This window comes from Nakamurella panacisegetis, from assembly GCF_900104535.1.
Taxonomy (GTDB): domain Bacteria; phylum Actinomycetota; class Actinomycetes; order Mycobacteriales; family Nakamurellaceae; genus Nakamurella; species Nakamurella panacisegetis.
In genome coordinates, this window is the sequence record NZ_LT629710.1 from 3,316,427 (window position 1) to 3,339,088 (window position 22,662).

Here is a 22,662-nt window from a genome sequence, read left to right on the forward strand (position 1 = left end):
CCCGCGGGTCGTTGCCGCGGGCGTCGGGGGCAGTTCCGAGCATCCCCCGGCCGCCGAGCCGACGGCGGTCCGGTCCGCGGTGCCCGGTCGACGGATACGCTGCCCGCACCAGATTGATTCGCCGCCGATTGCTCCTCGGGCCGACGGGGATGAGCAGGTGCCGGTCGGTCGGCACCGGGTGCGGCCGCGGCCGGTCGATCCGGTCCGACCACGAGCAGCAGGAGAGTCGAACATGAACGCGGCATCGCGCACCATCACGCCCGACCCGGTGGGAGAGGCTGTCGCTGCACTCGCCGGCCCGGCGGGTGGCGCCGTGGTGATCGATGTCGGCGGCGGCAGTGGCACCAGGGCAGTCCCGTTGGCCCGTCTGGGATGCACCGTGCTGGTCGTCGACGCGTCGATCGACGCCCTCGCCATCCTGCGACGCCGAGCGGCGGACGCCGGGGTGGCCGACCGCATCACGGCCGTGCAGGCCGACGCCGTAGCCCTGGCCGGAGCGGTGTCGCCCGCGACCGCCGATCTGGTCCTGTGTCATCACCTCCTGGAGACGGTGGACGACCCGGCCGCCACCCTGGCCGGGATCGCCTCCGCGATGAAACCGGACGGCCGGGCGTCGGTACTCGTGGCCGGTCGATTCGCGGCGGTGCTGGCCCAGGCGGTGGCCGGGCGGTACGCCGACGCGGCGGCCATCCTCGACAGCGCGGACGGCAACTTCGGCCCGCACGACCCGGTGCGCCGGCGGTTCGACGTCGACGGATTGACCGCTCTGCTGGCCGAGGCCAGCCTGGAGATCGTCTCCCTCGACGGGGTCGGTGTGGTGTCCGGGCTCGTGCCCGGTGGGATCCGCCCGACCGGCCTCGGCACCGAGCAGCTCAGCGGGCTCGAGCACCGACTCGCCGGGCACCGGCAACTCCGTGAGATCGCCACCGATCTGCACGCCGTGGTCCGGCTGCGGGCCGGTTGATCGGCGGGACGACCCAGTGGGCCAGAGTGCGAACGGCCGCCGCTACATCACCGACGACCTCGAGGCGATCGACGATCGGCTCTGCACAATCCTGCATGTCGACATGGATGCCTTCTTCGCGTCCGTGGAGCTTCGGCGACGACCGGAACTCCGTGGGCGACCGATGATGGTCGCTGGCGACAGCGGGCGGGGTGTCGTCCTGTCGGCGACCTACGAGGCCCGCACGAGCGGCGTCCGCTCGGCCATGCCCACCGGACGGGCCAAGGCATTGTGTCCCGGCATCATCGTCATCGAGCCCGATCAGGCCGCCTACCGGGAGGCCTCACAAGCGGTCATGGCGATTTTCGGCGACGTGACGCCGCTGGTCGAGCCGCTCTCGGTGGACGAGGCCTTCCTCGACATCTCCGGTGCGCGGCGGCTCGCCGGTCGGCCGGGGCAGATCGCCGCCCGCCTCCGGACCCGGATCCGGGACGAACTCGGCTTGACGGCGACCGTCGGTGGCGCGGCGACGAAGTTCATCGCCAAATTGGCGTCCGGTCTGGCCAAGCCGGACGGGTTGTTGCTGGTGCCACCGGATCACGTGCTCGACCTGCTGCACCCCTTGCCGGTACGCGCACTGTGGGGTGTCGGGCCAAAGACTGCGCAGACGCTCGAGGCGCTCGGACTGTCCACCGTCGGGGAGATGGCGGCGATGGACCGGGCGTCCCTGATGCGTCACGTTGGTCGGGCCACCGGCGCGAAACTGCACGACCTGGCCAACGGACTGGACGACCGCTCGGTCGAGACCGTATCGACCGAAGGTTCGATCGGAGCCGAGACGACGTTCAGTTCCGACACCTCCGACCGGGCGTTCCTCAACCGGGAGCTCCTGGCCCTGGCCGAGAAAACCGCACGGCGCGCGCGGGAGGCCGGGTTGCGGGGACGGACGGTGGCGCTGAAGGTCAGATTCGAGGACTTCTCCACCGTGAGCCGCTCGGTGACCCTGTCGACACCGACCGACCTGTCCGGGGTCATCCACCGGACAGCCGCTGAGCTGTTGGCCAAGTTGGGCTACGGCCGGCTGGTCCGCCTGGTCGGGATCCGGCTCGAGCAGTTGGTCACGGCGGATCAGGTGAGCGAGCAGCTGGAACTCGGGGTGGACGACGATCGGCCGGGTTGGCGTGAGGCCGAGGGCGCCCTGGATCGGGTAACGGCGCGTTTCGGGTCCCTGGCGGTGCGTCGTGCATCACTGTTCGACCGCCCGAATCCCCCGTTAGAGGGAGAAAACCGGTCCAGCGGGCATCCGAATATCACAAAGGAGTCCGATTCTGGGGCAGATTTGCCCGGTCGCTAGAAGTAGCAGCCGAGTGCTCGTATCCTTGCGGAAGGACGTCGTTCGACGTCCGTTACCACAGTGATCACTTGACGAAGACTGGCCAACGTTGGTCGGGTGCCGGAGGAGGACCCATGCCGCTCTCCGAGCACGAGCAGCGCATGCTCGACGAGATTGAACGCGCTCTGTATCACGACGACCCGAAGTTCGCCACCAGTGTGAACGTCAGCCGTATTCGCCGCCGCCGACCGATTCTGGCCGCCGGTGCCTTCCTGATCGGCCTCGTGCTACTGGTGGTCGGCGTGATCGCGACGCAGAGTGTCCTCACTCTGGGAGTGATCGTCAGCGTGGTCGGATTCCTGGTGATGGTCGCCTCCGTCGGTCTGTTCGTCTTCGGCCAGCCCGGCGCCCGCGCGGCCGGCAAACCGACCGCCAGCGCTCCGGGAGCCGGCAACTCGCTGTCCGATCGGATGGAAGAGCGTTTCCGCCGTCGCTTCGACGAGCAGGGCTGAGAACACCCGCCTCGATCCTGGGCATCACAACTTCAGTCGCCATCTCCACCGGAGACCTGCTCCACCGCATTTCGCGGCGGGGCAGGTCTTCTGGCGTATCCGGACCGGGCGCGGGGCGGGCCGGGTGATGGACCCGGGCGCCGACGGACCGGGGCGCCGACGGACCGGGCCCCGACCAGCCGGGGCGAATAGGGGGTGAACCAGAGCGGCGCCGGCGATCCGATGTCTAACGCAAGCGGCGCAACGAGCGCGGAATCAACCGCTCGGTCAGTGGGACCGTGGCGTGCTCCTTCAGGCCGTCGACGATGCTGTTCACACCGGCCACCAGCTCGCGGCCGTTGATCTCCGGCTCCGCCCGGTCGAGCACCAACGTCTGGCCGTCAGGCCCTTCCGTCCGTCCGTTCGCGGTCGCCGATGCCGTCGAGACCGAGGACACCGGGCCCGCGGGTGCGCCGTACCAGGCGCTCTCGGCGGCGATGACGACCGTCCGCAAGCGGTGCCGGCCGACATCGTCCAGGTGCGCACGACGAGCGAGCCGGTTCGCCGTGATCCGCGCCGACTCCGAGGAATGGGGCAGGATGCCGTGATCGATCGCGGTGTCCTCGATCTCGTTCCACGCTGCGACGGCCCCCGCCGGACCGCCGGAGCGAGCCAGCCGGATCCGGGCCGACCGCCGGCGCAGACGGAACACGGTCGGCAGGAACAGCAGTCCGATCAGCACCGCCAGGCCGGCCAGGACGACCAGCGCCGTGCGGATCCAGCCGGTGGACGAGTGGCCGGCGCCCCCGACGACCGACACCTGCGTGGCGACCGCACTCGACTTGGTGGCCTTGGTGGTGGTGTCGAGGTGATTGTTGGTCGTCGGTGCGGCCTTGGTGTTGGTGGCAGTGGCCGCCGAGGTCGCCGTCGTGGGGTTGGCCGTCGGCTGGGTGAAACCCTGGAGGCCTCCCTGCCCGGCGACCGGCGGCGTCGGGTCGAACCGGACCCAGCCGTGATTCTCGAAGTCCACCTCGACCCAGGCGTGGGCGTCGTGGCTGGTGACCAGCCAGCTGCCGTTGGACTGCTTCACGCCCTGGGTGAATCCGACGACCACCCGGCTGGGGATGTTCAGGGACCTGAGCATGATCGCCATGGCCGAGGCGTACTGCTCGCAGTAGCCCTGCTTGTTGGTCAGGAAGTCGACCAGTGCGTCACCGCTGTTGCCCGGCAGTACGTCCAGCGAATAGACGAAGCCGTTGGCCGGATCGGTGAACCACTGCTGCAGGGCCAGCGCCTTGTCGTACGCGGTCGGGGCGTCCGCCGTGACCTGGGCGGCCTCGTCGCGCACCATGGCCGGGAGGGAACCCGTCTCGGTCAGGTTGCCACCGGAGACGACGGCGTCCTGCTCGAGGGACTCGGCCGATGGCTGAGTCTGGTCGACCGAGAGCCGGTACGGCGTCGGCTTGATCTTGTCGGTGCGGAAGATCGTGGTCAGCGCCGAGTCGAAGTCCCAACCGTCGGACAGACCGCTGACCGCGGCGGTGCCGGTGAGGATGGGCAGGAAGCGGTCCTGGTAGCCGGTCGGGGTGACGGTGACGGTGGCGTTCGTCGGCAGTGCCGTGGCACCCGGCAGCTCTCCGTCGACCTGGTTGACGTCGGCCGACAGCGTCCCCAGGGACCAGCCCTTGTTCGGCGTCCAGGTGGTCAGGCTGACCGTCCGGAAGTAGTCGGGGTGCTTGAGTCCGGTGACGGTCAGCACGTTGACCGGGTCGGACTTCTTCAGGCTGCCCAGCAGGGACGCGAACGGGGAGAGCCCGACCGTGCCGTTGTTCGATCCGCTGGTGTGGGGGAGGCGGCCGGTGGTGCCGATGCCGGTCACCGACCCGGCCACGACGAGCGCGACCGCGGCCGACAGGATCGTGATGGCTCCGCCGTTGATGGCCAGCCCCACCCCCGCTCTGACCCCGCTGCGACGGTCCTTGTGGCCGGTCACCGCGAGAAGGGCCGCGTAGAGCACTGCGGGGCCGGCAAAGCTGTACCACGGCAGCATGGTGCTCGCGATCGAGGCGGGCACCGAATACAGGCAGAGGAGAGGTAGAGCCACCAGGGCTGGGGCCTTGGCCTCGGCGACCAGGAAATCGGCCAGGAACGCCGCCAGGCCGATCGAGAGGGAGATCAGGAAACTCAGTTCCGGGGTCGACTGGGCTGGAGGGGATGTCTCGACGATCTGTTTCCACGCGCCGGAGAGCAGGGTGCCGGCCTCGCCGACGGCGGCGCTGTTGGGCAGCACCCCGCCGATCCCACTCGAGGTGAACAGCGACGTCAGCGCGATCACGAACCCGGCGAGTTGGAGACCCGCCGTGGCCACGGTCGGCAGGCGGATCAACCGCCCTCCCACGCCGACCAGCCAGATCACCGCCACCACCTCGATCAGCGGCAGGACCCAGGAGTGACCGATGATCGGCGCGCTGAGCGCGCTGGACCCGGTGAGCACGGCCGCCGCGGCCAGGAACGTCGCACCGATCCCGACGGGCGGAGTGGGCGGGGGGGTCGGAAGGGGCGGGACCGGGGCGTATCCGGGACGGGGAACGGACGCGGTCGCCGTGCTCACACCGGCCTCCGGTCGAACGCGGGCCGGCCGTTGACCGGGACGGCACTGAGTGAGTACCCGTCGCCGGCGTGACAGGCACGACGCCATGCGCCGGCCAGATCGTCGCCCGGCCTCACCACCACGACCCGCCAGTCGGCCGCCCGCAACGCGTCGACGGTGACCTGGGAACCGACCGAGCCGCTCTCCGGATCCCAGTCCTGCGTGGCCATCACCAGGGCCACCGCGTTCACCCCGCGGCGACGGGTGGCGGCGAACAGCTGCGCGTCCGGGGCGCTCATCTCGCCCAGCACAGCGATGACCAGCCCGGCCCGGCCCAGGAGCAGCGGTTTGAGCTTGACGTGCTCGTCCGGTTCGAGCACGGCCAGACCGGCCAGCACGTCATCGGAGATGTCGTGGCCCTGGGCGATGACGGTTCCCCGATGGGACACCAGCTTCACCTGGTGGTCGGAGTCGAGCAGATGTAGCGAGATCGAGGCGGCCAGCACCACGGCGGTCTCGAGGCTGGAGGCGGCACCGCTGCCGCGATGAGCGGACGCCCGATGGTCGAGGACGATGGTGGCCCCGCCGTGCGAGACCGGCTCTTCCAATCGCACCATCAGGTCGTCGTGGCGGGCCGATGCGCGCCAGTGAATGGTGCGGATGTCGTCACCGCTGCGGTACTCCCGAACACCGATGTCCGGGTCGCCGCCGACGGTGCCGACCGTGGCTCGTCCGGATGCCGCGGACCGGGCCCCCGAGCTGTTCGGCATCCCGGTCAGCGCCACCACGGTCGGGACCACCAGCACCTCGGCGCGGGCGTCCAGCATCCGGTTGTCCTCCCAGAGATCGAACGGGTCGCCGATGCGGATGTGCGGGGGACCGATGGTGAACCGGCCCCGCCGGGAGGCGTAGATCGGGTAGATGATCCGGGAGACCTCGCCGCGCCGGATCGGGGCGATCAGGTAGCGCATCCCGGCGGACAGGCCGGGTACGGCCGGTTCGGAGATCTCGATCGACGGGGTCCTGGTCTGCCCGGCGTTGGTGATGAGCAGGACGGCCTGCCCCCGGGTCCCCGGCCGGAGACGCTCGGGCGTCACCTGGTGCACACCGGCCAGCTGCGTCCGGCGGAGAGCGGTGACGGCCACCGCGAACAGGGGCAGGGCCGCGGCCATCAACCCGACCCGGAGCAGATCCCGCTCGTCCAGGACGAAGGCGCAGATGATGGCGGCGATCCCGCCGGCCACCAGGCAGCGGCCACGGGTGGTCAGCCCCCGCCCGACGCTGCGATCGCGACGAGCGGACCGATCAGACACGACCACCCCGCGGCACCCGGAGGCGTCCGAGCAGCACTCTGATGATCTCCTCGGCCGACCGGTGCGCCGCGTGGGCCTCGACGGTCAGCAACAAGCGGTGGGCCAGGACCGGGGCGGCGAGACGCTGGATGTCGTCCGGTACGACGTAGCCTCGCCCGTCCAGTGCGGCCGCGGCCTTGGCCGCGCGGGCCAGATGGAGCACGGCGCGCGGTGATCCGCCAAGGCGGACCTCGGGGATGGCCCGGGTCGCTCCGACCACCTCGACGATGTACTGCCGGAGTTCCGGGGCCAGGTGGATGGTGCTGACCGCGTCGATCAGCGCGGCCACGGTCGGGCCATCGGTGACCGGCACCAGGTCGTCCAGTGGGTCGCTGTGGTCCCGTCCGGCCAGCATGGCCACCTCGCTGGCCGCGTCCGGGTAACCGATCGAGGTCCGGGCCAGGAACCGGTCACGCTGCGCCTCGGGCAGCGGGTAGGTCCCCTCCATCTCGACCGGGTTCTGGGTGGCCAGCACCAGGAAGGGGCGGGCCAGGGCATAGGTGGTCCCATCCACCGTGACCTGTCGTTCCTCCATGCACTCGAGCAGGGCGGACTGCGTCTTGGGGGAGGCGCGGTTGATCTCGTCGGCCACGATGATGTTGGCGAACACCGGGCCCGGACGGAACTCGAACTTCCCCGTCTGCCGGTCGTAGATGCTCACCCCGGTCACGTCGCTGGGCATCAGGTCAGGGGTGAACTGGACGCGGGACACGGCGGCACTGACCGACTTGGCCAAGGCCTTGGCCAGGCTGGTCTTGCCGGTGCCCGGCACGTCCTCGATCAGGAGGTGGCCTTCGGTGAGCATGCAGATGACGGCCAGACGGACGACCTCCGGCTTGCCCAGCACCACCTGCGAGATCGCCCCGGCGATCTTCCGCCCGATGCCGGCCACCTCCGAGGCGTCCAGCCGGATCGGTTGAACCGCTGGAGCGGGAGGGGCCGGCGGGGCGGAACCGATCCCGTTGAGGTCGACGTGCTGTGCCACTAGTTGGTCCTCCGTGGTCTCGCCGCGGCGGGCGGCGCGTGCGTCCTCCCGAGCGCCGGGCGAACGAGTGGTGCCCCGGCAGTCTTGCCAGTCTGCCAGCAGGGAGAAGGCTACGGCGTGACTCGGACAAGTTCCCGTGAGGTGACCGCCCATTCGCCGGATCACCGCGTGGGTCCGTGATGCCGAGCCGGACATCGCGTGTCCATGACAACGATGCGATCTCCGTGACGGTTCACCCCACCCGGCCCCACCGGGTTCCCCACCCGGCCCCACTCGGGTCCCCCGAGCACCCCAACGGCCGTCAGGGCCGGCCGAATTCGCAGTTCAACTGCTTGCCCAGCCCGGTTCACTGCTGGTCGCCGGGCCGCCCCGCCGGTCGCCGCCCGGGTTGCCGTCGGATCCCCCCACTTCACCCCACCGTCCTGAAGTGCGAGGACGGGGACGCCAGAAGACTCGTCGGCAAATTTGGGGTCGAAAGTGGCACAGAGTGGGGTAGTGTGGCACGCGTTGGGGCCGCAGGGTTGACCTCGACAAGGTGTGGATCTGGCCCGTGCTCTCACCGGCGGGCCGAGACCGAGGCGGAATGAGGTGAATCGAGGTGGCGAGCAGTGTTCAAAGGCTTCCTCGGCACCTTCACGCCTCGGATGGACGACAAGGGGCGGGTGACGCTTCCGGCTCGGTACAAGGAGACGTTCAAGCCCGGAATCATGATCGTCCGGGGGCAGGACCACTGTCTCTACCTCTTCACACCGGAAGGGTTCGACGACTTCGCGGAGGAGGCCATCAACGCCCCCATCACGGACGAACGAGCTCGTGGCTACCAGCGGTACATGTTGTCCAACACGGACGACCAGCAGCCCGACGCACAGGGCCGGATCAGTATCCCGGCCCGGATGCGCGAGTACGCGGGTCTGAGCAAGGACATCGTGATCGCCGGGGTCGGCAAGCGCATGGAGGTCTGGGACGCAGCGGAATGGGCCCGGTACGAAGCGGCTCAGGAAGCGGGCTACTCGTCCCCGGCCCGGGATCTCCTCGGTCCCGCCTGATCCAGCCCTGTTCGATCGCCGGCAGCACCCGTCGCAAGCACCAGCAGTAACGGAAAACACCAGCAACACCAGACCCACCGCAGTCCGAGCAGTTCGTGCCGCCCGGCCTACACCCGCTCCACACCTGACACGACTTCCCCCGTGCCAGGGATGGTTCTCTCCTGACGCGACTTCCCCCGCGCCAGGCCCGAGACGGGTGGGGACCAGACAGCACGACCGACCCGTCTCGAGCACCGAACCAAGCAACTCCAGACAGCTACCGACGGCATCGCCGCACCGGGGCTGTCTGAGCCGTACCTGCCTCACCCCGCACCGAACGGCCCGATATCGCAGAGCAGAAGGGGACTACTCAATGGCCCCCGGCTCTGACCCCCACGATGATCACACCGCCGGCCAGAGCCACCCCGAGGCCGAAGGCAGTGCCGACCGGATCCACGTGCCGGTACTCGCCGCGCGGATCGTCTCGCTGTTCCTCCCCGCCTTCGCGACCGTGCCGGAGCCGGTCTTCGTGGACGGCACCCTCGGCATGGGCGGGCACACCCTGTTGATGCTGGCCGCCGTACCCCAGCTGCGCGTCATCGGCATCGACCGTGATCCGGCCGCCCTGCGGATCGCCGGTGCCCGGATCGAAGCCGCCGGATTCGGCGACCGGGTCGAACTGGTCCACGCCACCAACGACCAGGTCGGGGCGGTGATCCGCCGCCGGGCCCGGGACGGCGTGCAGGGCATCCTGTTCGACCTCGGCGTGTCCTCGCTGCAGCTGGACCAGGTGGATCGCGGTTTCGCCTACTCGGTTGACGCCCCGCTCGACATGCGCATGGATCCGACCACGGGCGTCACCGCCGCGGACGTGCTCAACACCTACACGGCCGGCGACCTGGCCCGGGTGCTGAGCCGGTACGGCGAGGAGAAGTTCGCCAAGAAGATCGCGTTCGCGATCGTGCGCGAGCGCGCGAAGGAGCCGTTCCGCACCAGCGCCCGGCTGGTCGAACTGCTCTACGCCGAGATCCCGGCGCCGGCCCGCCGCACCGGCGGTCACCCGGCCAAACGCACGTTCCAGGCGTTGCGCATCGAGGTCAACAACGAGCTCGGGGTCCTCACCACGGCGATACCGGCAGCGGTGGATGCGCTGGCGGTCGGGGGCCGGATCGTCGTCATGTCGTTCCAGTCGCTCGAGGACCGGATCGTCAAGCACGCCATCGCTCCAGGGACGCAATCGACGGCTCCGATCGACCTCCCGGTCGATCTGCCCGGGCACGAAGCCAAGCTGAGATGGCTGACCAGAGGGTCGGAGAAACCGACCGAAGAAGAGATCAACGAGAATCCGCGGGCCGCTTCGGCGCGCCTGCGGGCAGCAGAACGCGTGCGAAAGGCGACTCCATGACGGCCCAGGAAACCGAGCGCATCGACAGTCCGAGCGGGGTCGTCACCGAATCTCCGGGCCGGTCGACTGCGGCCGGGAAGGCCTACGCGCGGCGGACCCGTCGCCAGCAGCCGGTCAGCCAGCGACTGACGGCCACCGGATCACCGATCAGCGCTGCGCTGGCCCGGGTGCCGTTCGTCGCCCTCATCATCCTGCTGCTGGCCGGTGGGATCGTCGGGGTGCTGTATCTCAACACCGTCTCCGACGCCGCCGGGCTCCAGGCGAGTGTCAGCCGCCGGGCCCAGATGGATCTGAACACTCGGATCGAGGCGGCCAACAAGGACATCGCCGATCTGAAGAATCCGGCCAGGTTGGCGGCGGAGGCCCAAGCGCTGGGGCTCGTCCCAGCGGGCGACGCGGCCATCATGAGCATCGGGGCGGACGGAAAGGTCTCGATCCTCGGGACGCCGACGCCCGTCCCGGCGCCGGTGGCGGCCGCGCCGACGCCGGCCGCGACGCCGTCGACCACCCCGGCCGCCTCCCGGTCGACCTCCGCTTCCTCGTCCGCTCCGGCCACCACGACCAGGAAGACGACCGCTCCGGTCAGGTCGAGCGCACCGAGCACCGCGCCGGCCAAGACCACCGCGGCGGCGTCCACCGCCGCGAAGTCGACGGCGACGACGGCCGGGAAGACCACGCCGGCCCGGACCACAGCCAAGACCACTCCGGCGAAGACCACTCCGGCGAAGACCACTCCGGCGAAGACCACACCGGCGAAGACCACACCGGTGAACACCACGCCAGCACGGGCGACCACCACCACAGGAGCCGGACGATGACCAACGGGCGCTCCCAGGATCCGTACCGCCACGACCCGCGGAACCGACCGGACCCGCGAAACCGACCCGACCCGCGCACCCGAACCGACCCCCGACGCGAGCCCACTGCCGGCCGGGGCGCCGCGACGGTGTCCGATCCCTACCGGGACGATCCCTACCGGGACTACCGCAAGGCGGACCAGCCGTCCGATCCGGTCCGGTCGAACCGTCGCGCCGACGGCAGCAACCCCCGGGACCCGCGCCGCGGCGCCGGAGCGGCGCCGGTCGCGAACCGTCCGACGCCGGCCCGCGGACGGACGGCGGGGGATGAGCCTCGCCGCCGGCCGGTCCGCTCGGATGTGCCGGCTGCTCCCCGAGGCACGGTCCGGAGCCCCGCCGCCCCACCGCGCAAGCGCCCTCGACGCAAGCCCCAGGCGGTGTCGCAGCGCGGCCGCCGCACCCGTCGGGACCGCGCCGCGCGGGTCGATCACCGCCGCCGCAATCAGGTGGCGCTGGCCGTCGTGCTGACCCTGCTCGCCGCCGCGCTCGGCAAGCTGATCACCATCCAGACGGTCGATGCACAGGCCCTGGCGACCACTGGCCTCGACCAGAAGGAGGTCACCCTCACCCTGCACGGTGAGCGTGGCTCCATCACCGATCGCAACGGCACACCGCTGGCGTTCACCGTGGAGGGTCGGGCCATCGCGGCCCGTCCGGCCGACTTCCAGAACGACCAGCAGCGCGTCCAGGTCGCCGACATCCTGGTCGCGGCCCTCGGATCGGCCGTCGATCGCGCGACGCTGCTGAAGCAGATGCGGTCCAAGAACAAGTACGTGTACCTGGCGCGGGCGGTCATGCCGGCCATGGCGACGTCCATCATGGCCAAGGTGGCCAAGGTGCTGTCGGCTCCCAAGGCGTCCCAGAAGGAACAGAACAAGCTGATCAACGCGGTCGTCACCGAGGCGCAGGACATCCGGTCGACCCCCGACGGTAGCCTGGCCGCCTCGGTGGTCGGCTACACCCAATGGGACGGGTCGAAGGGCACCTCGACCGGCATGGCCGGGATCGAATCGAAGTTCAACAGTCTGCTCGCCGGCCGGAACGGCTCGCGCACGGTACAGATCGACAACACCGGAAGCGCGATCCCCAACACCGTCACCAACGTCACGCCGGCCGTCGACGGCACCAGCATCCGGCTCACCCTCGACCAGGACCTGCAGTACACCCTGAACGAGCAGCTCATCGCCCAGGTCAACGCGTCCAAGGCGAAGGGCGGATGTGCTGTCGTCAAGGGCATCGGCGACGGGCAGATCCTGGCCATGGCCTGCTACCAACCGGGCAAGACACCCGCGCAGACCGGAAACCTGGCCGTCACCACGCCGTTCGAACCGGGCTCGGTCAACAAGGTGGTCACCTTCGCCGCCGCCATCGAACGCGGCCTGATCACTCCGACCACCCAGTTCCTGGTCGACGGGCAGATCTCGATGGGCGGCCGACAGATCCATGACGCCTGGGCGCACAGCCCGGTGCAGATGACGGCCACCGGCATCCTGGGCAAGTCGTCCAACGTCGGCACGTTGATGATCGCGCAGAAGGTCGGCGCCAACACCTTCGCGGCCGAGCTGGCCAAGATGGGTCTGGGCCGTAAGACGGGCATCGAACTGCCCGGCGAGTCCGCCGGCTACTACCCGGACCAGGCCAACTGGTCGGCCACCAGCTTCGCCAACCTGCCGATCGGTCAGGGCGTGAGCATGACGTTGCTGCAACTGGTCGACATGTATCAGGCGATCGGCAACAAGGGCGTGATGGTCGCGCCGACCATCATCGCCGGAACCACCAAGAACGGCGTCTACACCCCGGCCAAGATCAAGTCGAGCACCCGGGTGATGAAGGCGACCACCGCGCAGACCCTCCTCGACATGCTGCGGGGCCCGATCCAGGGCGGCAACTGGTACACCAAGGGCACCGGCACCTCGGCCGCAATCACCGGCTACCAGGTGGCCGGCAAGACCGGCACCGCGCAGCAGGTCGACCCGACCACCAAGGCCTACTCGCAGACGCTCACCAATGCGACGTTCGCCGGGATCGTCCCGGCCGACAACCCCAAGTACGCCATCGCGATCATGATCGACGCCCCGGTCAACGGATCCGAGGGTGGCGACAGTGCGGCCCCGTTGTTCCACAAGATCGCCTCGTACGCGCTGCGCTCGGCCGACGTGCCGCCATCGAAGACGGCGGCGCCCATCTACAACCTGTACGTCCCCCCGACGGGCCAGTGACCACCCAGCGAGCCGGGTAGCCTTCACCGACGTGTCCACATCATCTGCATCTCCCGACCGCGGGCTCCGACCACAATCGGTCGTCGGCGTTCCGCTCGGGTCGCTCGCCCGGTCGGCGGGCTCCGACCTTCCCGCCGGTTCGGTCGATCCGCAGGTCACGGGCATCACCCTCCGTGCCCAGGGGGTCAGGCCGGGGGATATGTTCGCCGCGCTCCCGGGCACGCGGGTGCACGGTGCGGTCTTCGCCGCCGACGCGATCCGGGCCGGCGCCACCTGCGTGCTCACCGACCGGGCGGGCGCGGCGGCGATCGGCGCTGACCCGGCCGTTCCGGTGCTGGTCGTCGAGGACCCGCGGGCCGTCCTCGGGGCGGTGTCGTCCCGGGTCTACGGCGACCCGAGCCGATCGCTGGCCGTCATCGGTGTCACCGGCACCTCGGGCAAGACGACCACCGGCTACCTCCTGGAAGCGGCTCTGGCCGGCCCGGACCACCGGGTCGGACTGGTCGGCACGGTGGAGACCCGCATCGACGGGCGGCCCAGCAAGTCCCTGCTGACCACTCCCGAGGCTCCGGATCTGCAGGCCCTGTTCGCCGTGATGGTCGAACAGGGGGTGGACACCGTCGCGATGGAGGTGTCCTCGCACGCGCTCTCGCTCGGCCGGGTGGCCGGCACCCGGTTCGAGGTCGGCGCGTTCACCAACCTCTCGCAGGACCACCTCGACTTCCACCCCGACATGGAGTCGTACTTCCAGGCCAAAGCCATGCTGTTCGACGGGCGGGCCCGCACCGGCGTCATCGACGTGGACGACGAGTACGGGACCCGATTGGCCGCGCTCCACCCGGACGCGGCCACCGTCTCCATCCGCCCCGACCGCCGGGCCGACTGGACCGTGACCGACGTGCGCACCGCCGGGGCGGGCCGCCAGCGGTTCACCGCCCACCGCCCGGCCGGGGCGCCGTTGCCGGTCGAACTGGCCCTCCCCGGGCATTTCAACGTGGCCAACGCGTTGGTCGCCCTGGCCTGCGTGGCCGCGGCCGGACGCGACGTCGAACGCGCGGCCGAGGCGATGGGCCGTGTGGTGGTCCCGGGCCGGATGGAGCGGGTCGACGCCGGCCAGCCGTTCCTCGTGGTCGTCGACTACGCCCACAAGCCGGCTGCGCTGTCGGCGGTACTCGAAGCCATCGCCACCGGTCTGACCGGCCGGTTGATCGTGGTGGTCGGAGCCGGCGGCGATCGCGACGTGGCGAAGCGACCGATGATGGGCGCCGCCGCCGCCGCGCTGGCCGACCTGCTGATCGTCACCGACGACAATCCGCGATCCGAACCGCCGTCGGCGATCCGCGCCGCCGTCCTGACCGGGGCCAGGAACCCGGGCCCGCGCGGGCGGCCCGGCAAGGTCAGCCTGGCCGAGATCGGCGATCGGCAGCACGCGATCCGGACGGCCATCGCGGCCGCCCGTCCCGGCGACGCCGTCGTCATCGCCGGGAAGGGGCACGAACAGGGCCAGGATGTCGGTGGCGTCATCCATCCGTTCTCCGACCGGGTCGAGGCGCAGGCCGCCCTGGCGACTCTCGGACACCGCACCAACGACCAGCCCGCGCTCGCGCCGGTGCAGGAAAGCAGGGACCGATGATCGCCATGACCGTGCGCGAGATCGCCACGGCGATCGGCGTGACCCCACCGGCGGCGGGCGGCGACGCCGTTGTGACGAGCGTCGAGTTCGACACCCGCCGGGTCACCTCCGGTGCCCTGTTCGTCGCGCTGGTCGGGGAGCGGGTGGACGGCCACGACTTCGCCGAGACGGCTCGGCAGGCCGGGGCGGTCGCCGTGCTCGGCTCGAAGGAGACCCCCGGATCCGCGCTCCCGCTGCTCCGGGTGGCGGACAACGACGCCGTGCTGGAGGCCTTGTCGGTTCTGGCCGGGGTGAGTGTGGCGGCCCTGGTCGAACGGACCGGGCTCACCGTCGTCGGAGTCACCGGCTCGGCCGGGAAGACGTCCACCAAGGACATGATCGCCGCGGTGCTCCGGGCCGGGACCGGCGGCGGGTCGGAGACGACCGACGCGGAGGATCAGACCGTGATCGCCCCGCCGGAGTCGTTCAACAACGAGCTCGGTCATCCCTACACCGCGTTGCGGGCGACCGAACGAACCCGCTTCCTGGTGCTGGAACTGTCCGCCCGGGGCATCGGTCACATCGCGACCCTGGCCCGCTCGGTTCCGCTCCTCATCGGTGCGGTGCTGAACGTGGGGACCGCCCACATCGGCGAGTTCGGCACCGTCGACGCGATCGCCCGGGCCAAGGGGGAGCTGGTCGAGGCCCTTCCGTCGGCGGACGCCGGGGGAGTGGCCATCCTGAACGCGGACGATCCGCGGGTGCGGGCCATGGCGCCCCGGACCACCGCGGCCGTCGTCACCGTTGGTACCGGACCCGACGTGACGGTCCGGGCGCGTGATGTGGTCACCGATCCGCAGGCCAGGGCCCACTTCACGCTGGTCACCCCGGAGGGGTCGGCACCCGTGGCGCTGACCGTGGTCGGTGCCCACCAGGTCTCCAACGCCCTCACCGCGGCCGCCGTCGGGCGGGCCGTCGGCCTGACCGTCGAACAGGTCGCGGGCGCTCTGAGTGCCGCGACCGCCGCGTCGAAGTGGCGCATGGAGATCACCGAGCGGGCCGACGGCGTGACCGTCGTGAACGACGCCTACAACGCCAACCCGGACTCGATGAAGGCCGCCCTGCAGGCTCTCGCGGTGATCGGCGAGCATCGGCGCACCTGGGCCGTCCTGGGCGAGATGGCCGAGTTGGGTCCGCTGTCCCAACCGGCCCACGACGAGATAGGACGGTTGGTCGTCCGGCTGGGCGTCGACCGGCTGATCGTTGTCGGACAACGGGCCCGGGCCCTGCACCTCGGTGCGCATCTGGAAGGCTCCTGGGGCGGGGAGAGCGAGATCGTCGACGATCTCGACGCCGCGTTGGTGATCCTGCGCCGCGATCTGGAGCCGGGAGACGTAGTGCTGGTCAAGGCATCGCGTTCGGTCGGCCTCGACCGGGTGGCCGCCGCGGTACTGGCCGAGCTCGCGGCGCCGCTTCCCGGAGATACCCCACCCACGAGCTCCATCCAGCAATCGTCGAACGGGCAGGAGAGCGCGTGAAATCCATCCTGATCGCTGCGGTCGTCGGGTTGGTGGTCTCCATTCTCCTGACGCCCTATCTGATCAAGGTCTTCTCCCGGCAGGGCTTCGGCCAGGAGATCCGCGACGACGGCCCGCAGACGCACCTGAAGAAGCGGGGCACCCCGACCATGGGTGGCACCGCGATCATCATCGCGATGTGGGCCGGTTATCTGGTGTCGATCGGCATCCAGCGGGCGACCGGCGGCGCAGGCCCGACGGCGTCGGCCTGGCTGCTGCTCTACCTGACCACCGGACTCGGGTTCGTCGGGATGCTGGACGACTACATCAAGATCCGCAAGCAACGCAGCCTGGGTCTGAACAAGCGGGCCAAGCTGGTCGGCCAGACGTTCATCGCGGTGTCGTTCGCGGTGCTGGCCCTGCTGTTCAAGAACGCCGACGGCGTCGCACCCGCCTCGGTGCACCTGTCGTACGCCCGGGATCTGAAGTTCATCACCTTCGGCGCCATCGGATTCGTCATCTTCGCCATCCTGGTCATCGCCGCCTGGTCCAACGCGGTCAACTTCACCGACGGTCTCGACGGGCTGGCCGCCGGTTCGTCGGTCATGGTGGTCGGGACCTACGTGTTCATCTGCTTCTACGAATTCCGCAACTCCTGTTCGATCGACCTGGCCGGGGCCGCCGCCAACGGTTGCTACGACGTACGCGATCCGCTCGACCTGGCCGTGGTGGCAGGGGCCGCTCTCGGCGGCTGTGTCGGCTTCCTCTGGTGGAATGCGCACCCGGCCCGGATCTTCATGGGTGACTCAGGGTCGTTGGCCCTCGGTGGCCTCATCGCCGGCCTGTCGATCCTGTCCAAGACGGAGCTGCTGACCGTCGTCATCGCCGGTCTGGCCGTGGTGGAGATGCTGTCGGTGGTGCTCCAGATCGCGGTCTACAAGACCCGCAAGGTCCGGATCTTCAAGATGGCCCCGTTCCATCACCATTTCGAGGTCGGCGGCTGGACCGAGACCACCGTCATGGTCCGGTTCTGGCTGCTCGCCGCCATGTCGGCGGCCCTCGGCGCGGCCCTGTTCTACGCGGAATGGCTGACCAGAACCGGTGGCTGAGCAGTCCCATGAGGCCCGTCCGCTGAGCGTCCGGGCCGGCCGACCTCCGGCGCGCCCGTCCCGGCCCGGATCGACGCCGTCGGGCAAGCCCGTCGGGTCAGTTTTCCGACACGCGCCGAATGTCCCGGGGATGGCCACCGCGGGGCCCGACCATGAAGTCATGGTTGAGGTTCGGGCGCGCAGCGACAGTGGCAGTGATTTCCGGGCTGTGCTGTCCGGCGCGCGGGAACAGAGCTCGTGACCGCGGCCAACCCCGCGTCCAAGCCGATCCGGCCGTCGGTGCTCGCCACGGTCCGTCGCGCGGCCAAGGACTGGCTCGACCGACCCATGACCTCGTGGCATCTGATCACGGCCATCTTCTTCCTGCTGCTCGGTTTCGGTCTGCTGATGGTGCTGTCGGCCAGTTCGATCGCCTCGTACAAGGACAACGGCGGGTCGTCCTTCGCCACCTTTGAGAACCAGGCGGTGTTCGCCGCGATCGGCCTGATCGGATTCGTGGTCGCCGCCCGCATTTCCACCCGGGTCCTGCGCACCTTCTCCTTCCCGATGGTCGCCGTGTCGATCCTGCTGCTCGCCGCGGTGCTGGTGGTCGGCCGGACGGTCGGCGGGGCCAGGAGCTGGATCTCCCTCGGGCCGGTGCAGTTCCAGCCGAGCGAGGTGGCCAAGCTGGCCCTACTGATCTGGATGGGGCACGTCCTCGCCGCCCGGCGGAACACCCTGCGATCGCTGCGCGCCCTGCTGATTCCGGTGCTGCCGGTGTTCGTGTGCATGGTCGGCCTGATCATGCTGGAACCGGACCTGGGCACCACGGTCAGCCTCGGGATCGTCTTCATCGCCGTGCTCTGGTTCGCCGGGGCCCCGTGGTGGATGTTCGCCACGCTCAGCGGAGGCGCCATCGCCCTGGTCGTCTACCTCGCGAACTCGGCCGGCTACCGATCGGCCCGGGTCGTGGCGTGGCTGCACCCGTCGACCGCCTCGGATGCCTCGACGTTTCAGATCAAGCAGAGCCTGTACGGCTTGGCCCACGGGCACATCTTCGGCGCCGGGCTCGGTCAGTCGATCTCCAAGACCGGCTGGCTGCCCAACGCCGACTCCGACTTCATCTTCGCGATCATCGGCGAGGAACTGGGCCTGATCGGCGCCGGGCTGCTGCTCGTGCTGTACGGCATGCTGGCCTACACGGGCCTGCGGATCGCCCGCCGCAACACCGATCCGTTCATCAAGATCGTGGCCGCCGCGGCCACGGTGTGGCTGGTCGGCCAGGCCGCGATCAATGTCGGCTACGTCGTCGGCCTGCTGCCGGTGACCGGCATCCCGCTGCCGATGATCTCCCGCGGCGGGACGTCCTTGGTCATCACCATGGTGGTATTCGGACTGCTGGCCAACTTCGCCCGTCGGGAACCGCAGGCCGCGGCCGCGCTGCACTCGCAGGGACCGGGTCGGATGGCCCGTTTCCTCGGTATCGGCGTCACCGGTCCCAAGCCCTCGAAACCGCGAAAGGCACCCAAGCCGGCCAAGGCCCGCCCGGAGCGCAAGGTCCACCCGGCGGCCGCCCGCTCCCGCAAGGCCGGCGGTGGAACGCCGGCCCGCGAGGCCGGGCGGCGGTACTCGCCGTCGGCCACGGCGGCCCGGAGGGCCACGGGCGGAGTCGACCGGTACGACGACGAACGTTCCGACCGCACGGGCGGGCGCCGTCCGGCCGAACGGCGGGCGGCCGCCGCACCGGTCCGCAGCCGCACATCCGAACCCCGCCGTCGGCCGGCTCCCGAACCTCAGGTCCGGGACTTCGAGGGCCGTGCCTTCGTCGATCGCAGTCCGGCCCGACGGGTCGATCCGCGAGCCGGACGGCGGGCCGAGCCGGCCCGACGGGACGAGCGGGGCGACGGCCGCCGCGGCCGTACGGTACGTCCATGACGAATGTGCTGATTGCGGGCGGGGGCACCGCCGGCCACGTGCAACCGGCCCTGGCGGTGGCGGACGCGCTCGTCGCGGCCGACCCGACCGTGCGGATCACCTGTCTGGGCACGGCCGGCGGTCTGGAGACCATCCTGGTCCCGGAACGCGGCTACCGCCTCGAACTCGTCCCCGAGGTCAAGTTCCGGCGCAAGCTCAACCTCGAGGCGTTGCGGATTCCGGGCCGGCTGATCGGCACTGTCCGGGCCGCGTCGAAGGTGATCAAGAAGGACCGCATCGACATCGTCGTCGGGTTCGGCGGTTACGTCTCCCTGCCGGCCTACCTGGCCGCCCGGCTCTCGCTGCGGCACCGGGTGCCGGTGGTGGTCCACGAGGCCAACGCGCGTGCCGGTATCGCCAACAAGATCGGCGCGCGGCTGGCCGCGGTCGTGGTCGCGGCCGTCCCCGGGTCCTGCCTCAAAGGCGCTCGCGTGGTCGGCAATCCGGTGCGTCGGTCGCTGTCCGGGCTGGACCTGGCGGCGCTGCGGCCCGAGGCGCGGGAGTACTTCGGACTGGACCCCGATGCGCCTACCCTGCTGGTCATCGGGGGCTCCCTCGGTGCGATCAAGCTGAACGACGCGTTCTCGTCGGTGGCCGCCGACCTGGGTCGGGCCGGAGTGGGCGTCCTGCACGCACACGGTCGGGCCAAACCGGTGGTGCTGCCCGAGCCGGAACCGGGCACCCCGGCCTACGTGGCCACGCCCTATCTGGACCGAATGGACCTGGCCTACGCAGCCGCGGATCTGATCGTGGCCCGGTCCGGGGCGATCACCGTGGCCGAGATCGGTGCGTTGGGCGTGCCCGTCGTGTACGTGCCGTTGGCGTTCGGCAACGGCGAGCAGCGTCTGAACGCCGTCCCGCAGGCCCAGTCGGGCGCCGCGGTGATCATCTCCGAGGACGAGCTGACCCCGGCCGCGATCCTGGACCGGATCGTCCCGCTGGTGAAGGACCGCTCGGCGCTGGCCGCCATGTCGGCCGCGGCCTCGACCAGTTCGACCCAGGACGCCGACCGGGTGATCGCCGGGATCGTCCTCGATACCGCACACAGCAAGGACACACGGTGACCAGCCCGCAACCGGCCCCGCAAGTTCCCACCACCGACGACGGCACCTCGCTGGCGCGTGTCCACATGGTCGGCATCGGCGGGGCCGGGATGAGCGCCATCGCCCGCATCCTGGCCGATCGCGGACTGCCGGTGTCCGGCTCCGACGCCAAGGGTTCGCACGTGCTGACCGGACTGGCCCAGCGTGGCGTGCGCACCGCGATCGGTCACGCGGCGGGGAATCTCGACCTGCTGCCCGGGGGGCCGACCGTGCTCGTCGTGTCCACCGCGATCCGTCCGTCCAACCCGGAGATCGTCGAGGCCCGCCGCCGCGGCATCCCCGTCGTCCAGCGCGCGGTCGCGCTGGCCGCGCTGATGACCGGGTACCGCAGCGTGTGCGTGGCCGGCACCCACGGGAAGACCTCGACCACGTCGATGCTCACGGTGGCCCTGCAGGCGGCCGGTCTCGACCCGTCGTTCGCCATCGGTGGTGAACTGAACGAGTCCGGCTCCGGGGCCCATCACGGAACCGGTGACGTGTTCGTCGCCGAGGCCGACGAGTCCGACGGCTCCTTCCTGGCGTTCGCGCCACACGGTGCCATCATCACCAATCTGGAACCGGATCATCTCGACCACCACGGCACGGCCGCGGCCTACACCGAGGTCTTCCGGCAGTTCGTGCAGCGCGTGACGCCCGGCGGTTTCCTGGTGCTGTGTGTTGACGATCCGGGCACGGCGGCGCTGCAGGCCGAACTGGCCGGCCAACCGGGCGCGCCCCGGCTGATCACCTACGGTTTCGGCGAAGGCGCCGACCTCCGCATCACCGACCACCGTCCGGCGGGACACGGCGGCACGGCGGCCGTGCAGGTCACCGGCGGTGTCGATGTGCTGCTGCGACTGAACGTGCCCGGCGCCCACATGCTGTCCAACGCGGTCGCCGCACTGGCCGCGGGCATGGCCCTCGGGGTGCCCGGCGGCACCATGGCGGCCGGCCTGTCCGGATACACCGGTGTCCGCCGCCGTTTCGAGTACAAGGGCCGGGCCGACGGTGTTTCGGTGTACGACGACTACGCGCACCACCCGACCGAGGTGGCGGCCCAGCTGCTGGCCGCTCGTTCCGTCCTCGCCGCCGCCGATACCCCGGGTCGCCTGGTCGTGGTGTTCCAGCCCCACCTGTACTCGCGCACCGTCAGCTTCGCCGCCGAGTTCGCCCGGGCCCTCTCGGCGGCCGACGTGGTCGTCGTGCTCGACATCTACGGTGCCCGGGAGGACCCGGTGCCCGGGGTCAGTGGCGAGCTGATCACACGGCAGATCACGGCGTCTGGCGATGTCCAGGTCCACTACCTGCCCTCGCTGGCCACCGTGCCGTCGGTCGTGGGTGACCTGACGCGACCGGGTGACCTGGTGATCACGATGGGCGCCGGCGACGTCACCATGCTCGGCCCGCAGCTGCTGGAATACCTGGAGCACCGATGACCATGACGCAGACGCCGGTCCGGCCGACGGCCCGTACGCTCACCACCCGGCCTCCCAGGCGGACCTGGCCCTACTGGCTGGCCGCGTTCGTCCTGATGGCGATCGTCGGTGCCGGCGCGTACGTCGTCTATCGGACGCCGGTGTTCGGGCTGCAGCAGCTGGAGGTGGCGGCCGGCGGCGGCGACCTCAGTGGTGACGTCTCCGACGAGGTCAGGGCAGCGGCCGGTATCGCCGAAGGAACACCACTGATCAACATCGATCTGGACGCGGCACGTCGCCGCGTCCTGGCCGTGCCCGAGGTCGCCACGGCCACGGTCGCCCGGCACTGGCCCAACGCCGTGGTGATCACCGTGACCCAGCGCGTCCCGGTCGCCGTCACCAAGGCCAACGGCTCGATGTGGTTGCTCGATCACGACGGCGATCCCTACATCAGGGTCTCCGCCGCGAACGTCCCGGCCGGATTGCTGACCCTCCAGCTGGCCACCCCCGGAGCCGGAGACGCGGCCACCGTTGCCGCCCTCTCCGTCGCCGCCGAGCTGAAGGCGCAGGTCAAGCCGCTGGTCGCCTCGATCAGCGCGCGATCCGCGTACGACGTGCAACTGCTGCTCAAGGACGGGCGCACCGTCCTCTGGGGGAGCCCGGACGACGGGGCCAAGAAGATGCAGATCCTCCCGGCCGCCCTGCAACAGCCGGGCAAGACCTATGACGTGTCGGACCCGGACATCCTGACCATCAGCCACTGACGCGGAGCAG

General features: G+C 70.4%; 17 protein-coding genes. 14 read left to right on the plus strand and 3 right to left on the minus strand.

Going from position 1 to position 22,662, the window contains the following annotated elements; all coding sequences use genetic code 11:
• Positions 1 to 232: 232 nt before the first annotated feature.
• The 3 genes from BLS97_RS14850 to BLS97_RS14860 all read left to right on the plus strand — a co-directional run bounded on the left by BLS97_RS14850 (position 233) and on the right by BLS97_RS14860 (position 2,788).
• Positions 233 to 964 (plus strand): class I SAM-dependent methyltransferase, encoded by a 732-nt coding sequence (locus tag BLS97_RS14850; RefSeq protein WP_090477121.1) that lies wholly within the window; start codon positions 233 to 235, stop codon positions 962 to 964.
• A 16-nt stretch (positions 965 to 980) separates the two neighbouring features.
• Complete coding sequence (gene dinB, locus BLS97_RS14855) at positions 981 to 2,297, plus strand: DNA polymerase IV (protein WP_197676194.1); 1,317 nt, start codon at positions 981 to 983, stop codon at positions 2,295 to 2,297.
• A gap of 113 nt (positions 2,298 to 2,410) precedes the next feature.
• On the plus strand, positions 2,411 to 2,788 hold the full coding sequence (locus tag BLS97_RS14860; protein ID WP_090477123.1) for a DUF3040 domain-containing protein: 378 nt from the start codon (positions 2,411 to 2,413) through the stop codon (positions 2,786 to 2,788).
• Between the two features lie 226 nt (positions 2,789 to 3,014).
• Here the strand turns inward: BLS97_RS14860 and BLS97_RS14865 are convergent, their stop codons facing one another.
• From BLS97_RS14865 to BLS97_RS14875, 3 genes are read right to left on the minus strand one after another with little or no spacing between them, the layout of a single operon-like run.
• Positions 3,015 to 5,378 carry a transglutaminase family protein gene (locus BLS97_RS14865; protein WP_157695442.1) on the minus strand — a complete coding sequence of 788 codons (2,364 nt, stop codon included), beginning with the start codon at positions 5,376 to 5,378 and terminating at the stop codon, positions 3,015 to 3,017.
• Positions 5,375 to 6,670, minus strand: a complete 1,296-nt coding sequence (locus tag BLS97_RS14870) for a DUF58 domain-containing protein (protein WP_157695443.1) — start codon at positions 6,668 to 6,670, stop codon at positions 5,375 to 5,377. The genes BLS97_RS14865 and BLS97_RS14870 overlap by 4 nt, the downstream gene beginning before the upstream one ends.
• Positions 6,663 to 7,694, minus strand: a complete 1,032-nt coding sequence (locus tag BLS97_RS14875; protein WP_231988120.1) for an AAA family ATPase — start codon at positions 7,692 to 7,694, stop codon at positions 6,663 to 6,665. Before BLS97_RS14875 ends, BLS97_RS14870 begins: the two co-directional genes overlap by 8 nt.
• 608 nt (positions 7,695 to 8,302) lie before the next feature.
• On the opposite strand from BLS97_RS14875, the gene mraZ reads away from it, so the two are divergent.
• The 11 genes from mraZ to BLS97_RS14930 all read left to right on the plus strand — a co-directional run bounded on the left by mraZ (position 8,303) and on the right by BLS97_RS14930 (position 22,652).
• A complete protein-coding gene (mraZ, locus tag BLS97_RS14880; RefSeq protein WP_090477130.1) occupies positions 8,303 to 8,740 on the plus strand; it encodes a division/cell wall cluster transcriptional repressor MraZ in 438 nt (145 codons plus the stop codon).
• A 352-nt stretch (positions 8,741 to 9,092) separates the two neighbouring features.
• A complete protein-coding gene (gene rsmH / locus BLS97_RS14885) occupies positions 9,093 to 10,124 on the plus strand; it encodes a 16S rRNA (cytosine(1402)-N(4))-methyltransferase RsmH (protein WP_090477132.1) in 1,032 nt (343 codons plus the stop codon).
• The gene (locus BLS97_RS22945) at positions 10,121 to 10,942 is read left to right on the plus strand and encodes a hypothetical protein (protein ID WP_157695444.1); all 822 of its coding nucleotides are present in this window, start codon (positions 10,121 to 10,123) and stop codon (positions 10,940 to 10,942) included. The genes rsmH and BLS97_RS22945 overlap by 4 nt, the downstream gene beginning before the upstream one ends.
• Positions 10,943 to 11,070: 128 nt before the next feature.
• Positions 11,071 to 13,200, plus strand: coding sequence for a peptidoglycan D,D-transpeptidase FtsI family protein (locus BLS97_RS14895; protein ID WP_172832281.1), 2,130 nt, complete (start codon positions 11,071 to 11,073; stop codon positions 13,198 to 13,200).
• Between the two features lie 31 nt (positions 13,201 to 13,231).
• Positions 13,232 to 14,833 (plus strand): UDP-N-acetylmuramoyl-L-alanyl-D-glutamate--2,6-diaminopimelate ligase, encoded by a 1,602-nt coding sequence (locus BLS97_RS14900; RefSeq protein ID WP_090477138.1) that lies wholly within the window; start codon positions 13,232 to 13,234, stop codon positions 14,831 to 14,833.
• Positions 14,830 to 16,350, plus strand: coding sequence for a UDP-N-acetylmuramoyl-tripeptide--D-alanyl-D-alanine ligase (locus BLS97_RS14905; RefSeq protein WP_090477140.1), 1,521 nt, complete (start codon positions 14,830 to 14,832; stop codon positions 16,348 to 16,350). Before BLS97_RS14900 ends, BLS97_RS14905 begins: the two co-directional genes overlap by 4 nt.
• Entirely contained in the window at positions 16,347 to 17,438 is a 1,092-nt protein-coding gene (gene mraY, locus BLS97_RS14910) for a phospho-N-acetylmuramoyl-pentapeptide-transferase (protein ID WP_090477142.1), read from the plus strand. The genes BLS97_RS14905 and mraY overlap by 4 nt, the downstream gene beginning before the upstream one ends.
• A 237-nt stretch (positions 17,439 to 17,675) precedes the next feature.
• Positions 17,676 to 19,352, plus strand: coding sequence for a putative lipid II flippase FtsW (gene ftsW / locus BLS97_RS14915; RefSeq protein WP_090477145.1), 1,677 nt, complete (start codon positions 17,676 to 17,678; stop codon positions 19,350 to 19,352).
• A 5-nt stretch (positions 19,353 to 19,357) separates the two neighbouring features.
• Complete coding sequence (locus BLS97_RS14920) at positions 19,358 to 20,455, plus strand: UDP-N-acetylglucosamine--N-acetylmuramyl-(pentapeptide) pyrophosphoryl-undecaprenol N-acetylglucosamine transferase (protein WP_172832381.1); 1,098 nt, start codon at positions 19,358 to 19,360, stop codon at positions 20,453 to 20,455.
• A gap of 65 nt (positions 20,456 to 20,520) precedes the next feature.
• Entirely contained in the window at positions 20,521 to 21,909 is a 1,389-nt protein-coding gene (murC, locus tag BLS97_RS14925) for a UDP-N-acetylmuramate--L-alanine ligase (RefSeq protein WP_090482302.1), read from the plus strand.
• Positions 21,906 to 22,652 carry a cell division protein FtsQ/DivIB gene (locus tag BLS97_RS14930; RefSeq protein ID WP_090477150.1) on the plus strand — a complete coding sequence of 249 codons (747 nt, stop codon included), beginning with the start codon at positions 21,906 to 21,908 and terminating at the stop codon, positions 22,650 to 22,652. Before murC ends, BLS97_RS14930 begins: the two co-directional genes overlap by 4 nt.
• Positions 22,653 to 22,662: the final 10 nt, after the last annotated feature.